Here is a 14,775-nt window from a genome sequence, read left to right as displayed (position 1 = left end):
CTTACTCATCCGGCAGCAACTTCCACCGTGGATCGTCGGCAGGCATTGCGACGAGCGGTTGCACCACGGAAAGCGTGATCTCATTGGAGGAGACACGCTGCCCATCCTTATCTTCCACCACGGCCGTAAGCCGCCATGCGTTTTTCGCCCCTTCTGAATCATCCCATACAGGCATGATCACACTCCAGCCATCGCTGCTGTTGCCGTTTGCCGGTGAGGTCAGGCTGAGCGCCTGGGTATCACCCAGCCAGTGGATCTGCCGGATACCGTGCGTGCTGCGAATTTGCAGCTTCAGCATCACCGTTTCGCCTGGCTTAAGATCCCACGGCGGCGTGGCCAGATATACCGAGAGGGTTTTGCGCTGACGGAATTCCATCACGGGCAGATTATCGCGATCGGGTGAATCATAGCGGCTGCCCCGCAGCGAGCGCGTCGCCGCCACTTCCCCGGCGGAAAGCTGTTTCGCCAGCGGCACGCCAAAACGATAGTTGAGCTTCAGCCCGAGGTTATTCTGGCTAACGCCGCTCTCCCCCTGCTTATGGGCAGCGGTCAGGGTGACCAGCGGTACGGGGGTATAGTTCAGCCCCAGGTTGACCGCAACCGGGTTGTGATACCCCGTACCGCTGTTAAACAGATCGACGTTATCGCCAAAATACTGTTCAAAGCTGACGCTGGTGTTCAGGTGGTGAAACCAGGGAAGCCAGGCTTTGGCCGTTACGTCGTATCCGCGCGCCATGCGCTGCTCGCGGATGTCGGAACGCGGCTGCCAGCCAGCGAACGGCTGGTAGTAATTGGCCGACAGGCGCAGGTTTTCACCCCACGCCTCTGCGCCCAGCCCGGCACGTTGCAGGTTGTCTTCCAGCAGGTTGTCGTAAAAAGTGTTGTAGCCCAGCAGCCAGTTTCCGGCAACCCAGCGCTGACCTGCCCCGACGTTACTCACCAGCCCGTCTGTCTGCTGCGTCAGCCCAAGCTGGCTCCAGCTCAGATAGCGGGTATTGTCGTTCCAGGGGATAAACCAGCTTCCGCTGCTGCCGTTAAAGTTGCCGTCGTCATCCACCAGCACATTGACGTTGGCGTTTCCCCAGGGTGAAAGCCAGGATTCAATCTGCTCGTTGACTTCCCCGCTCACGGCATCCCGCACCTTGCCAAACGCGAACTGTCGCGCCTGCTGCCCGGCCGTCAGGCCGTTATCGGTCATACTGGCTTCACCGAAGGCCTTAGCCATTTCAGCCAGATGCTTTTCGCCTTCGCTGGTCGGTTGCGCCATGCCGAGATCCGGCAGACTATCGCCGTTGTTATCAAACGGATTTTGCGCCTGCTGCACGAAGGATTTCGGCGCACCATGAACGGCTCCAGCCGTAAAAAGGGGGAGTAACAGCAAAAAACGGATGCGGGACGATACAACCTTCAACGTCGTCAATCAGAACCTGTGTTTATGAACAAACACTTATTATGTTAACGCCATAAGCCCTGAAAACCAGTCTTAAGAGAAATTTCAGGAATATCCTGAAAAGATTTGTCGGGTGGCGGCTTCGCCTTACCCGACCTACAAATTCGTACCGGTGCGAAGCCGCCACCCGACGCCCTTTCACTATTATCCCAACAGCGCTTTCAGCTCCGGCACGCAGGAACCACAGTTCGTGCCGCAGCGCAGCTTCACGCCCAGCGCTGGGGCAGAATCACAGCCTCCGGCTATTGCCTTACGTATCGTATTTTCACCCACGCTGAAGCAGCTACAGATAATTCGCCCGGGATCGGCATCTTCGTCCGGCCGTTGCCCGTGCAGCAGCGCATGGCGTTCAGCAAGTTGGACGGGCGCAGCAGCAAAGGCTTCTTCAATAAACGCATGCGCCAGCGCCGGCAGCGTATGGCCCTCCCAGTAGCCCAGCATCAGCTCACCGTGATGCCAGGCGAGCACGCTGCTGCGTTCTCCCGTCTGTGCCACCTGTAACTGCCAGCCCCGACCGCTGGCGTACGCCATGATCCACGACAGCAACGGCTGCTCCCCCGCCACCGTCAGACGTGAGGCTTTACGCCACCAGCAGACCGACGGCGGCAGCGCTGGCAGCTCGCGGGCATACAGTTCACCCTGCCAGGCGGGTAGCCAGGGCATGATCCTCACCGCGGTTTGTTTACTCTCCGGCTGGCCGGACCCGGCATCAACCCGCCCTTCCACCAGCGCATTGACCTTACCCTGCCGGGCAAATTGTGCGTTCCAGTGCATCGGCGCAAACAGCTCGCCTGCACGCTGCGCGGTGGAGATACGTACTCTGGCAACCATCACTCCGCGCGGGGAGCTTACCCGCGCCAGCTGGCCGTCAGTCAGCCCGGCGCGCGCCGCATCGGTTGCGTTCATCTCAACAAAAGGCTCATCGATATGCTGCATCAGACGCGGAACATACCCCGTGCGCGTCATGGTGTGCCACTGATCGCGGATCCGCCCGGTATTCAGTATCAAGGGGTACAATTCGTCGACGCCTGCCCCATGCGGGGAGGGGTCAACCGGAACAAGCGTTCTTTGCGGGAAATCACCGGCATGCCACTGATACGGCGCCAGCTCGTCCCACGCCTCTCGCGACAGCGACGCCAGTTCGCGCAGGTTTAGCGCCCGTTCGCCGTTATTTTCAAACGCCGTCAGCGCCGCATGTTCACAAAATATCTCCTGAGGGTGTTCCCAGGCGAAGGCATCGCCATAACCGAGCTGGTCTGCGATCCGGGCGATGATCCACCAGTCCGGTCTGGCCTCGCCCGGCGCAGGCAGAAAGGCGCGCTGGCGGGAGATACGGCGTTCAGAATTGGTCACCGTGCCGTTTTTCTCGCCCCAGCCCAGGGCGGGAAAACGGATATGGGCAAACCGGCTGGTGTCCGTCTCCTGCATCACCTCAGATATCATGACCAGCGGGCAGGCCGCCAGCGCCTGGCACACCGCGTGGCTGTCGGGAAGTGACACGGCAGGGTTGGTACCCATGATCCACACCGCCTTCACCTCGCCGCGGGCAATGGCGTCAAACAGTTCCACCGCCATCAGGCCCGGGGTCTGCGCCAGCCGTTCCGTTCCCCAGAAACGCGCCACGCGCGAGAGATCGTCCGGCTCGAAGTTCATGTGCGCCGCCAGCTGATTCGCCAGTCCCCCCACTTCCCGCCCGCCCATGGCATTTGGCTGTCCGGTCAGCGAAAACGAGCCGCAGCCAGGACGGTTAAACTTCCCGCTGGCAAGATGCACGTTAATGATGGCGTTGCACTTGTCGCTGCCGCTGGAGGACTGGTTGATCCCCATGGTGTAGAGCGTGATCGCGCGTGGCGCGGTGACAAACCAGTCGTAGAAGGTGCCAATCTCGTCTGAAGGCAGATCGCAAAACGCCGCCACGCGAGGGATCGTCCACTCGCCGCGCCCCTGAATCAGATTGAGCAACCCCACAAACAGCCCGGCGTCACTGCCGGGTCTGAGCGCGAGGTGGAGATCGGCGATATCGCAGGTGGCGGTTTTACGCGGATCGATCACGACCACTTTCATCTGCGGATTGTTGTGTTTTGCCTGCACCAGCCGCTGATACAGCACCGGATGCGTCCAGGCCGCGTTCGAGCCAACGAGTACCACCAGATCGCTGTTTTCCACGTCCTCGTAGCTGCACGGCACCACGTCTTCACCGAAGGCGCGTTTGTAGCCCACCACCGCCGATGACATGCACAGCCGCGAGTTGGTATCAATGTTCGCCGCCCCGATAAAGCCTTTCATCAGCTTGTTGGCGGCATAGTAATCCTCGGTCAACAGCTGGCCGGAGGCATAAAACGCCACCGCCTGCGGCCCCCATTCGTTGATAATGTTCCGCAGCCGCTCGCCCGCTTCGCCCAGCGCCTGCGGCCATGCCACCTCCCGGCCATCGACAACCGGGCGCAGCAGTCGTCCCTGTAGCCCCGTGGTTTCCCCAAGGGCGGATCCTTTTACGCACAGACGACCGAAATTCGCCGGATGAGTTTCATCCCCCCGAATGCTCACCTTTTCACCGTCTGCGCTGGCGACCACGCCGCAGCCCACCCCGCAGTAAGGGCACGTTGTCCGGGTTTCCGTCATGAGGCCTCCGCGCGCATCACCAGCTCTTCATTTCCAACCCACACCTTGCCGTTTTCGATTTTTACCGGCCAGGCACGCACCGCAGGCGCCCCGCTCTCAGCCTGACACCCGTCGCGCAGACGAATACGTTGCTTGTAGAGCGGCGAGATCACCACCGGTTCCCCCGCCGCATCGCCGAGGATGCCGCGTGAAAGCACGTTCGCGCGGCTGCCCGGCTCCCGATCGTCGAGGGCATAAACGGTTTTGCCAAAGCGGAACAGCGCAATCGGTTTGCGCCCAAGATGCGCGCCAATGCCCGCCTGCTCCGGGATCTCGTCGATATTACAAATTTCCTGCCAGCGCTTGTTCCCCTCCGCGGCGGGGACGTTTACCGCGGTGCGGAACAGCGCCAGGCGGTCAGGATCGTTAAGGGTGGTTTGCCATTCGCACTGGTAGGTCTCCACCACCCGGGCTATCTCCTGCTCCAGCTCGTGGGCGATCCCCAGGCTGTCGTTGAGGATCACCTCGCGCAGATAGTCGAGGCCGCCTTCCAGGTTATCCATCCAGGTACTGGTGCGTTGCAGACGATCTGCCGTGCGAATGTAGAACATCAGGAAACGGTCAACGGTGCGGATCAGCGTTTCGTCGTCCAGATCGCTGGCGAAGAGATCCGCGTGGCGCGGCTTCATCCCGCCGTTGCCGCACAGATAGAGGTTCCAGCCTTTGTCCGTGGCAATCACCCCTACGTCTTTGCTCTGCGCCTCTGCGCACTCACGGGTACAGCCGGAGACCGCCATTTTGATTTTGTGCGGCGCGCGCAGCCCCTTGTAGCGGTGCTCCAGCCTGACCGCGAGGCCGGTGGAATCCTGCACGCCGTAGCGGCACCAGGTCGACCCGACGCATGATTTCACCGTGCGCAGGGATTTCCCGTAAGCATGTCCGGTCTCAAACCCGGCCTCTACCAGCGCCTGCCAGATTTCCGGCAACTGTTCGAGCGTGGCGCCAAACAGGTCAATACGCTGCCCGCCGGTAATTTTGCTGTAAAGGCTATAGCGTTTCGCGATCTGGCCGATGGCGATCAGCCCGTCGGCGGTCACTTCACCCGCAGGCATCCGCGGGACGATGGAGTAGGTTCCGTCCTTCTGAATATTGGCGAAATAGCGGTCGTTGGTGTCCTGCAACGGCAGATGCGCCGGTTTCAGCAGATACTCGTTCCAGCAGGAAGCCAATACCGATCCCACCAGCGGCTTACAGATCTCGCACCCGTGTCCCTGACCGTAGCGGCTGATAAGCTGGTCGAAGGTGCGGATATGGTTGACGCGCACCAGGTGATAAATCTCCTGACGCGAGTACGGGAAGTGTTCGCAGATATCCTTTTTCACCTCCACGCCCTGCTCTGCAAGCTGGAACTCCATCACCTGCTTCACCAGCGCGCTACAGCCTCCGCAGCCGGTCGCCGCTTTGGTGCACTGCTTAATGGCGCCGATATCCGTCGCACCCGCGCTTACCGCCTGGCAGATATCCCCTTTGCTGACGTTATGACACGAACAGATCTGCGCGCTTTCCGGCAGCGCCGCCACGCCCAGCGCTTTCGGCGCGCTGCCTGACGATACGGGTAAGATCAGCGTTTCCGGCTCTTTTGGCAGGCTGATGCCGTTGAGCATCATCTGCACCAGCGTGGCGTATTCGCTGGCATCGCCCACCAGCACGCCACCCAGCAGGGTTTTGCTGTCGTGGCTGACCACAATCTTTTTGTAGATTTGCTGCGGCCCGTGCGTCCACTGGTAGCTCAGCGCACCCGGCGTGCGCCCGTGAGCATCGCCAAACGACGCCACATCCACGCCCAGCAACTTGAGTTTGGTACTCATATCCGCGCCGGTGAAGCGCTTCTCCTCACCCGCCAGCACAGCGGCGGCCACGCGCGCCATCTGGTAGCCCGGTGCCACCAGGCCAAAGATTTTCCCATCCCACAGCGCGCATTCACCGATGGCAAGCACATCCGGATCCGAGGTCCGGCAGCCGTCGTCAATGCAGATCCCGCCGCGCTCGCCGACAGCCAGCCCGCTGCTGCGCGCCAGCGCGTCCTGCGGACGAATACCAGCAGAGAAGACCACCATGTCCGTTTCCAGCTGTTCACCATCGGCAAAGCGCAGCACCAGCCCGTCGTCTGCGGTGGCAATCTCCGTCGTCGATTTACTGGTGTGTACCCCTACGCCCAGCGCCTCAATTTTCTTGCGCAACATTGCCGCGCCGTCGCTGTCGAGCTGCACCGCCATCAGGTTCGGCGCAAACTCCACCACGTGAGTTTCCAGCCCGAGCTGCTTAAGCGCATTTGCCGCCTCCAGCCCCAGCAGGCCGCCGCCAATCACCACACCGCGGCGAGAGCCTGCCGCATGGGCCGCAATGTTGTCCAGATCGTCGAGGGTGCGGTAGACAAAACACCCCGGCAGATCGTTGCCCGGAACGGGCGGGACGAACGGGTACGAGCCGGTCGCCAGCACCAGTTTGTCCCAGTGGGTCTCATGGCCACTGGCGGTGCGCACTACGTGTGCATCACGATCGATAGCGACGATCTGCTGCGAGAGGCGCAGCTCAATGCCGTTATCGGCAAAGAACGCCCCCGCCACCAGCGAGAGCGAGTCCGCGCTGCGTCCGCCAAAATATTCCGACAGATGCACGCGGTCATAGGCGGCATAGCGCTCTTCGCCAAAAACAATAATCTGATACTGCTGATGCAAATTGCGGTTAACGCAGTCTTCGAGGAAATGATGGCCGACCATACCGTGCCCAACCACCACCAGAGTAGGTTTTGTCATAGCGTTCTGTCCTGCAACCTGCGGTTGCGTTGTGAAACGATCGAACAGCCAGTCCGCGTGGGCGGGCGCAGCCGTTGCCAGTAAATCGGTAAAGGTTGCCGCGCTGCGGCAGTCACCCATCAGCAGCACGCCAGCCAGCGCCCCCTGATGGATCAGTAAACGTCGATAGTGACGGGTGAGCGGATCCCATGAACTCCAGACCACATCGTCCGCCTGCGCCGTCGCGCGTCCGAGGCTGAACAGCGCCACGCCGGTCACCTTAAGGCGCACGCCGTTGTCGGTCAGGGTAAACGGCGCGGTGACCTCCCCGGCCAGCCGCGCGGCAAGAATATCCGCCTGCGCCAGACAGGGGGCGACCAGGCCAAACGTCTGGCCGTCAATTTCGCAGCACTCGCCGATGGCGTAGGTATCCGGCACGGAGGTTTGCATCTGCTGATCCACCACGATGCCGCGCGCGCAGCGAATGCCGCTGGCTTTTGCCAGCGCAACGTTGGGCTGCACGCCCGTGGCCAGCACCACGCGCGTGGCGGCGATGCGGCGTCCGTCGAGCAACGTCACGGCATCGTCAGCGATGGCGGTGATGCCGGAGGCGAGTTCACAGCGTACGCCCCGCACCGCCAGCGCCTCTTCCAGCAGCAGTCCCGCCTGCTGATCCAGCTGCTGTTCCATCAGCCACGGACCGCGATGCACGAGCGTGACGTTGTCACCGTTGCGCGCCAGCGCTGCCGCGGCCTCCACGCCGAGTACGCCGCCGCCCAGCACTACCGCCGGTCCGGAGAGGTTCCGGATGGCGCGGGTCTCTGCCAGGGTGCGAAAGGTGAACACATGCGGCGCATCGCCCCCGGGGATCGGCGGCACGACAGGGGTAGACCCGGTGGCAAACACCAGCGCATCCCAGCCCAGCGTGCGAGCAGAGGTATGCACTTCACGCGCGTTGACGTCTACTGCGAGCGCCTTTTCTCCTCGCAGCACCGTCACGCCTCGTGCCGTGTACCAGTCTTCATCGTGCAGACAGATGTGCTCCGCCTGCTTTTCGCCACCCAGCACCGGCGAAAGCTGGATGCGGTTGTACGCCTGCTCCGGCTCGTCACCGATGACGGTGACAGCGAAACGACCGGGAACACGCCCGGTGAGCGACGCAATCAGCCGGGCTGCCGCCATACCATTACCGATAATGACCAGTCGCATCGTGCCCCCTCATTACGCCGCTTTCGGCTGTTTTTCGTAGAGGAAATGGAGGATCTGCTGGCGCATGTGGTGATAGCGGCTGTCGTCCGCCAGCTGCACCCGGTTGCGCGGGCGCGGCAGATCGACGCGCAGGATCTCACCCACGGTGGCCGCCGGGCCGTTGGTCATCATCAGTACGCGGTCAGAGAGCAGTACCGCCTCGTCCACGTCGTGGGTGATGAGCACGATGGTGGTGTTCAGCGCCTGCTGGATCTGCATCACCGAATCCTGAAGATGGGCACGCGTCAACGCATCGAGCGCGCCAAACGGCTCATCCATCAGCAGCACTTTCGGCTTCATCGCCAGCGCCCGGGCAATCCCGACGCGCTGCTTCATGCCGCCGGAGATCTCCCCTGGGCGCTTATGCAGCGCGTGGCCCATCTGCACCCGGTCGAGGTTGTGTTCAATCCACGCTTTGCGCTCGGCCTTACTCATGGTGTGACGGAAGACCTGATCCACCGCCAGCGCCACGTTGTCGAAGCAGGTTAACCACGGCAGCAGCGAATGGTTCTGGAACACCACCGCGCGCTCTGGCCCCGGCCCGGCGATTTCGCGGTTGTCGCAAATCAGCCCGCCTTCCGTCGGCAGCGTGATCCCGGCGATCAGGTTTAACAGCGTCGACTTGCCGCAGCCGGAGTGACCAATCAGACTGACGGTTTCGCCCTCGTGGATATCAAAAGAGACGTTTTGCAGCGCCAGAAACTCGCCGCTGGCGGTGGAAAAACGCTGGCTCACGGCCTGGACCTGAATTAACGGTTTCATCTTCACTCCTTATTTTTCCTGCCAGCTAAAGCGACGGGCGATCAGCATCAGCCCCTGCTCCAGCAGCAACCCGACCACGCCAATGATGACGATGGCGATGAGAATGTTTTCGACGTTGAGGTTGTTCCACTCATTCCAGATCCAGAATCCAATGCCTAAACCTCCGGTGAGCATCTCGGCGGCGACAATCACCAGCCAGGCAATGCCAATGGAAAGACGTACCCCGGTCAGCACCGCAGGCAGCACGGCGGGGAAAAGAATGCGGCGCATGATGGTCCACTCTGAGAGTTGCAACACCCGGGCCACGTTGAGGTAGTCCTGCGGAATACGGCGTACCCCTTCAGCGGTGTTGATCACCATCGGCCAGATGGAGCAGATAAAAATGGTCCAGCTCGATGCAGGCTCCGCTTTCTGGAACAGCAGCAGGCCGATAGGCAGCCAGGCCAGCGGGCTGACCGGACGCAGGAGCGCGATCAGCGGGTTGAACATGCGCGAGAAAAAGGTGAAGCGGCCAATCAAAAAGCCCAGCGGAATGCCCGCCATCGCCGCCAGACCGAAGCCGATGGCGACGCGCTGCAACGACGCCAGCACGTTCCAGCCAATGCCCATATCGTTTGGCCCGTCGCGATAAAACGGATCGGCAAACAGGGTCATGGCCGAATCGAGCGTGCTGAGCGGCGTCGGAAAGCCTTTACTGTTTATCGCTGCCAGCTGCCAGAGCACCACCAGCAGGCCGAGACCGAGCAGCGCCGGGATGACGCGCTGTAAAAAATCATTCATCCGACGCGTAAACGCTGGCGCACGACGGCGAACCTGTAGCGGAGGCAGGACAATCACTTCCCCGCTCTCTGACGTCTCTTGTGGTTTTGTATTTTGCAGATGCTGCATACTCAGGCCCCTTTACGGTGAATGGCGAAGCGGTTGGCGTACCCTTCCGGATCGGTGCCGTTCCAGACGGTGCCGTCCATCAGGGTGCTGCTGCGATATGGTGATGACGGTGTGGACATGCCGCCCACGGCGGTCGCGGCATCCTGCCAGACCGCGGTCTGGTTAATGCGCTGTGCAATGCCCGCGTAATCCGGCGCGGCGTTGAGCAAGCCCCAGCGGCGGAACTGGGTTAAGAACCACATCCCGTCTGAGAGATACGGGTAGCTCACGGCACCCTCGTTGAAGAAACGGATCGGGTGCGCATCCTGCCAGCGCTGACCGACCCCGTTGTCGTACTCGCCAAGCATACGTCCGGTGAGATACTGTTCCTTGCAGTTGAGCCAGGCGCGGCGCGAGAGGATCTGCGCGGTTTCGCGTTTGTTTTCCGCTGACGCCTCGATCCAGCGCGCGGCTTCCATCACGGCGCTCACCAGCGCCCGTGCGGTGTGCGGATTTTTCGCCACCCAGTCGCGTCGGGTGCCGAGGATCTTTTCCGGGTGATCGGCCCAGATGGACTGCGACGTGGCGGCGGTAAATCCGATGCGGTCGTTAATCGCCCGCGCGTTCCACGGCTCGCCAACGCAAAACCCGACCATGTTGCCAATGCGCATGTTCATCACCATCTGCGGCGGCGGCACCACCACGGTGCGCACGTCGTCAAACGGGTTAATCCCCGCGCTGGCCAGCCAGTAGTAGAGCCACATGGCGTGCGTTCCCGTCGGGAAGGTATGCGCGAAGGTGTAGGTTCCCGGCGCCTGCTGCGCAATCAGCTTTTTCAGCCCGTCGAGGTCACGAACGCCCTTCTCCGCCAGATCGCTGGAGAGCGTAATGGCCTGACCGTTCTGGTTGAGGGTCATCAGGTTCGCCATCTGCTGCGGCTTGCCCGCGATACCCAGCTCCAGACCGTACAGCAGGCCGTAAAGAATGTGCGCGGCGTCCAGTTCGCCCGCCACCAGCTTGTCGCGCACCGCCGCCCAGCTCGCCTCTTTGGTCGGCACAATAGTAATGCCGTGTTTTTTATCGAACCCCTTCAGGGCCGCGATAACCACGGGCGCGCAGTCGGTCAGGGGGATAAACCCGATACGCACGGTATCCTGCTCCGGCTTATCTGACCCCGCCGCCCATGCGGCCTGCATGACACCCGGCAACAGCATCGCACCACTCGCCAGCATGCTGGCCTGCAATAACCGCCGTCTCGACAAATCCGCCATAATTGCTCCTGAAAAAAGGCAAAAAAAAGCGCCCGACGGTGCTGAAGCACCGGTGGACGCCTTTATCCCGAAGACGCATGCACCGCCGTTGGCGCATCGTCGAAAATGGTTAATCTGTTAATGCAAAGGTAATGCCAGCTTTTCATCCCCGGCGTTACGGGGTTTATGCAAGAAGAGCGCTGTATTACGCACCTCAATCAGGCACAAAATGCCCACTGACTGTGCAACTACTCCCCAGGAGGTATCTTCCACAAATTTTTCACCGTAAGCAGCGCACGGGCGATATCCACCATGCGTTGGTTTTTATCCATAGCCATTTTGCGCAGGGCGGTCCACGCCTGCTCCTCGCTCATGTTCTGGTGCGTAATCAGCACGCTTTTGGCTTTGTCGATGGTCTTACGCTCCTCCAGCGTGTCGCGCAGGGAAGCAAGCTGACGGGAGAGTTGCTCAATTTCACGCGCCTGCTGGCGCACCAACGGCAGCAGCGGTCTGTCAGGAAATCGCGCCAGGATATCGTCGTGCTCATCGTCTACGTGCAGGTTTTCGCTATAGCGGCGCTCCTCAACTGCCGTCATCAGATCGGCAATTGCCACCTCCTCCAGCGTGCGCAGGTGCTCAAGGCGCGCGGTTTGCAGGGCAAACCATTTGAGGGCGGTATCGCCGTTATCTGCCGGAGGCTGGCGGGTGCACGCTTCACGCCTGAGTTTTTCAGTCTCCAGACCCGGCTGGCAGTTGAGGATAAACGTCTCCTGCACGTCTGGAGTGCAATGGGAGATAAAAACCTCAAAGCAGGCCTGCTGGCCATCAATGCGATCCACCAGCCGCTGGCGGGTTTCATCGTCAAAGAATCCCTGGGTAAAACCAATAGCCCCCAGCGCCCGCTCTTGTCCCACAAGTTCTTTGCCCTGCATCAGGCTGTAAAGGGCCACAAATCGGCCCGCGATGTGCGGATCGTCAATGCTGTCGCTGAGTTGAGGTACGATACTGAGCAAATGACGCAGTATGCGGCTGTAGTGTTCCATCGCCTGCGGCGCGGTGACGCGTTGACCTGTAACGCCATCACGCAGCGCCGTTAGCGTCTCAAGGCCGTGCAGTGCGCTGGCAATACGTTCGCACAGGGCGCTGCCAGGCAGCGGTTCGTTAAACAGACGGTGCAATGCGGCGAGGTTTTCATCCACCAGGGCCCTGCTGGCCTTGCATTCAGGCGCGTACAATTTGCCCTGCGAGCAGAGCCAGACATTTGACGCACCGCGCTCGCACTGTAGCATATGCACCAGTCGACTGATGCCGTTCACCAGTGCGCCCAGCTGCGCCAGTCTGCCGAGCTGTTCCTCGCGCAACATTCTCGCACGCTGGAACCATTCGGTTGCGCCAGGGGAACTGCCAGCCACTATCGTCATCGTTTCTCTCCCCGATACGTATTCTTCGGTACGAGAAGCAATATTCGTGCCTTTTCAAAGAACAGGAGTCAACATGCAGAAGATTGTGATCGTCGCCAACGGTGCGGCCTACGGCAGTGAATCCCTTTTTAACAGCCTGCGCCTGGCAATCGCGCTGCGCGATAAGGAGAGTGAGCTGGAGCTGCGCCTCTTTTTGATGTCCGATGCCGTCACGGCCGGGCTGAAGGGGCAGAAACCCGCAGAGGGCTACAACATTCAACAAATGCTGGAGATCCTGACCGCGCAAAACGTTGCGGTCAAACTGTGCAAAACCTGTACCGACGGGCGCGGCATTACCGGGCTACCGCTGATTGATGGCGTGGAAATTGGCACGCTGGTGGAGCTGGCTGAATGGACGCTTTCCGCCGATAAAGTATTAACTTTTTAATAATAACCCGATAAAAATATTATTTTCTTATGGACGCGGTTTCAGCATCAAGTTTACCTGCACCGTTGCCGATAGGCATGGAAACAACACAGCAGGTATTACACTTATGTTCAGATCCATTCGCGCCCGCATCATTGCCGCGACGACAGGCTGTCTGGTCGTCGCCCTTCTTCTTAATACCATTATTAACTTTCAGGTCACGCGCCAGGATAATCAGCAGTCGCAGCGCGATATTCTGACCAGCACCAGCGCCAGCCACAACATGGCGATTGCCGACTGGGTGAACAGCAAAATGACCGTCATCACCTCGGCGCAACCAGTCGCGCTCAGCGACGATCCGGTTCCGGTGTTTAAACAGCTTGCGCTGGCGGGTGGATTCACCAACGTCTACGTGGGTTATGCCAGCAAAACGGCTAAATTTTCTGACCCAACCGGGGTACCCGCTGATTACGATCCCACCCTTCGCCCGTGGTATCAGCAGGCCGTCAGCGCTGATGGTCCGGTAGTGACTGCACCTTATGTAGACGCGGGCACCGGGAAACTGGTGGTGACGTTCGCGGTACCGGTTAAAGAGCAAGGCGCCCTGAAAGCAGTGGTGGCGGGCGATGTGGCGATGGACAGCGTGGTGGCTAACGTGCGCGGTATTCACCCGACTCCGGCCAGCAGCGGACTGCTTCTGGACAGCAACGGCACCGTTATTGCCGGCAGCGATCCTGCGCTGACGCTTAAGCCTTTTACGGAGACGATCAAAGGGACCGATTTTGCCACCCTGAAAAGCGGCAACCTGGTTGACGGAACGTTTAACGGACGCGAAAAAACGTTCCTGGCCACCGCCGTACCGGGGACGCACTGGCTGCTGGTTGTGGCGCTCGATAACGGCGATGCAACCGCCGGGATGCGGTCATTGCTAAAAGCATCTGCACTGTCTCTGGCGATCCTCGCCCTGCTGAGCGGAGCCCTCATGCACCTCCTGATTGCCCGCCTGCTTAAGCGGCTGTCCGGTATCCGTGACGCGATGAACAGCATTGCCAACGGTACTAACGATCTGTCGCAGCGTCTGCCGGATAAGGGGGGCGATGAAGTGGCGCAAATTGCGCAGGCGTTTAACGCCTTCAGCGATAAGCTTTCTGTGGTGATGGTCCAGCTGCGTGATGCCAGCGCCTCAGTGAAAAACGCCGCGCATGAGATTGCGGCAGGCAATCAGGATCTTTCCGGGCGTACCGAGCAGGCGGCATCAAGCCTTCGCGAAACCGCCAGCGCCGTGGAAGAGATCACGGCCTCCGTTACGCAGTCAAACGAGTCGGCAGCAGAAGCGAACGAACAGGCGAGCAAGGCCTCTGCCGCCGCATCCCGCGGCGGCGACGTCGTCGCTCAGGCCATCAGCACCATGCAGTCCATCGAACTGGCTTCCGCGAAAATCGGCGATATCACCAGCGTCATTGACGGCATCGCCTTCCAGACCAATATCCTGGCGCTTAACGCCTCGGTGGAAGCGGCGCGTGCCGGGGAACAAGGCCGTGGGTTCGCGGTCGTTGCGGGGGAAGTACGTAACCTGGCCAGCCGCAGCGCTCAGGCGGCGAAGGAAATCAAATCCCTTATTGATTCCACCACCGAAAGCGTTGCAACCGGCTCCCGGTTTGTGCACCTTGCGGGCGACAGCATGGATGAGATCCGCGCCAGCGTCGGGAGCGTGTCAGGCATTATGCGTGAAATATCCATTGCCACCCGCGAGCAGATGAAAGGGATCCATGAGATTAACCACGCGGTGACTCACCTGGATCGCATGGTGCAGCAGAACGCCGAACTTGTTGTACAGTCTGCTGCGGCGGCCAGCGCGCTGCAAAGCCAGGCGGGCGACCTTGCTGAGACCGCTGGCCATTTCCGCATATAATTTTTCCCGGGCGCGCGTTAAGCAGGGTAAACGCGCGTCCGCTGAAAGGTTTCAGGGATTTTG

9 protein-coding genes are annotated in these 14,775 nt (G+C 60.6%); 2 read left to right on the top strand and 7 right to left on the bottom strand.

What is annotated here, in order from left to right; translation table 11 throughout:
• Position 1: 1 nt before the first annotated feature.
• The 7 genes from SK62_RS09100 to nasR form a co-directional block, all read right to left on the bottom strand.
• The gene (locus tag SK62_RS09100) at positions 2-1,420 is read right to left on the bottom strand and encodes a YchO/YchP family invasin (RefSeq protein ID WP_047719487.1); all 1,419 of its coding nucleotides are present in this window, start codon (positions 1,418-1,420) and stop codon (positions 2-4) included.
• A gap of 174 nt (positions 1,421-1,594) precedes the next feature.
• On the bottom strand, positions 1,595-4,072 hold the full coding sequence (locus SK62_RS09095) for a nitrate reductase (protein WP_045335053.1): 2,478 nt from the start codon (positions 4,070-4,072) through the stop codon (positions 1,595-1,597).
• Positions 4,069-8,055 carry a nitrite reductase large subunit NirB gene (gene nirB, locus SK62_RS09090; RefSeq protein WP_072250132.1) on the bottom strand — a complete coding sequence of 1,329 codons (3,987 nt, stop codon included), beginning with the start codon at positions 8,053-8,055 and terminating at the stop codon, positions 4,069-4,071. The genes SK62_RS09095 and nirB overlap by 4 nt, the downstream gene beginning before the upstream one ends.
• Positions 8,056-8,067: 12 nt before the next feature.
• Positions 8,068-8,856 carry an ABC transporter ATP-binding protein gene (locus SK62_RS09085; protein WP_015570359.1) on the bottom strand — a complete coding sequence of 263 codons (789 nt, stop codon included), beginning with the start codon at positions 8,854-8,856 and terminating at the stop codon, positions 8,068-8,070.
• A 9-nt stretch (positions 8,857-8,865) separates the two neighbouring features.
• Positions 8,866-9,744 carry a nitrate ABC transporter permease gene (ntrB, locus tag SK62_RS09080; protein ID WP_017384249.1) on the bottom strand — a complete coding sequence of 293 codons (879 nt, stop codon included), beginning with the start codon at positions 9,742-9,744 and terminating at the stop codon, positions 8,866-8,868.
• A gap of 2 nt (positions 9,745-9,746) precedes the next feature.
• Positions 9,747-10,994, bottom strand: a complete 1,248-nt coding sequence (locus tag SK62_RS09075) for a CmpA/NrtA family ABC transporter substrate-binding protein (RefSeq protein WP_023296759.1) — start codon at positions 10,992-10,994, stop codon at positions 9,747-9,749.
• A gap of 227 nt (positions 10,995-11,221) precedes the next feature.
• Positions 11,222-12,394, bottom strand: coding sequence for a nitrate regulatory protein NasR (nasR, locus tag SK62_RS09070; RefSeq protein ID WP_047719486.1), 1,173 nt, complete (start codon positions 12,392-12,394; stop codon positions 11,222-11,224).
• A 73-nt stretch (positions 12,395-12,467) separates the two neighbouring features.
• On the opposite strand from nasR, the gene SK62_RS09065 reads away from it, so the two are divergent.
• Together SK62_RS09065 and SK62_RS09060 are read left to right on the top strand one after the other, a co-directional pair.
• Positions 12,468-12,821 (top strand): DsrE/DsrF/TusD sulfur relay family protein, encoded by a 354-nt coding sequence (locus SK62_RS09065; protein ID WP_017384253.1) that lies wholly within the window; start codon positions 12,468-12,470, stop codon positions 12,819-12,821.
• Between the two features lie 106 nt (positions 12,822-12,927).
• Positions 12,928-14,712: a methyl-accepting chemotaxis protein gene (locus tag SK62_RS09060; RefSeq protein WP_017384254.1), complete on the top strand. Its 1,785-nt coding sequence runs from the start codon at positions 12,928-12,930 to the stop codon at positions 14,710-14,712.
• The last annotated feature ends 63 nt before the right edge of the window (positions 14,713-14,775 follow it).

It is taken from the genome of Enterobacter sp. BIDMC109 (genome assembly GCF_001037885.1).
Lineage (GTDB): Bacteria > Pseudomonadota > Gammaproteobacteria > Enterobacterales > Enterobacteriaceae > Enterobacter > Enterobacter hormaechei_C.
This window is presented reverse-complemented; position numbering and strand designations above follow the sequence as displayed.

Coding starts and splice junctions, on each gene's coding strand:
- SK62_RS09075 (WP_023296759.1), bottom strand. CDS start 10,994: ATGGCGGATTTGTCGAGACGGCGGTTATTGCAGGCCAGCATGCTGGCG.
- SK62_RS09065 (WP_017384253.1), top strand. CDS start 12,468: ATGCAGAAGATTGTGATCGTCGCCAACGGTGCGGCCTACGGCAGTGAA.
- nirB (WP_072250132.1), bottom strand. CDS start 8,055: ATGCGACTGGTCATTATCGGTAATGGTATGGCGGCAGCCCGGCTGATT.
- nasR (WP_047719486.1), bottom strand. CDS start 12,394: ATGACGATAGTGGCTGGCAGTTCCCCTGGCGCAACCGAATGGTTCCAG.
- SK62_RS09095 (WP_045335053.1), bottom strand. CDS start 4,072: ATGACGGAAACCCGGACAACGTGCCCTTACTGCGGGGTGGGCTGCGGC.
- SK62_RS09085 (WP_015570359.1), bottom strand. CDS start 8,856: ATGAAACCGTTAATTCAGGTCCAGGCCGTGAGCCAGCGTTTTTCCACC.
- SK62_RS09060 (WP_017384254.1), top strand. CDS start 12,928: ATGTTCAGATCCATTCGCGCCCGCATCATTGCCGCGACGACAGGCTGT.
- ntrB (WP_017384249.1), bottom strand. CDS start 9,744: ATGCAGCATCTGCAAAATACAAAACCACAAGAGACGTCAGAGAGCGGG.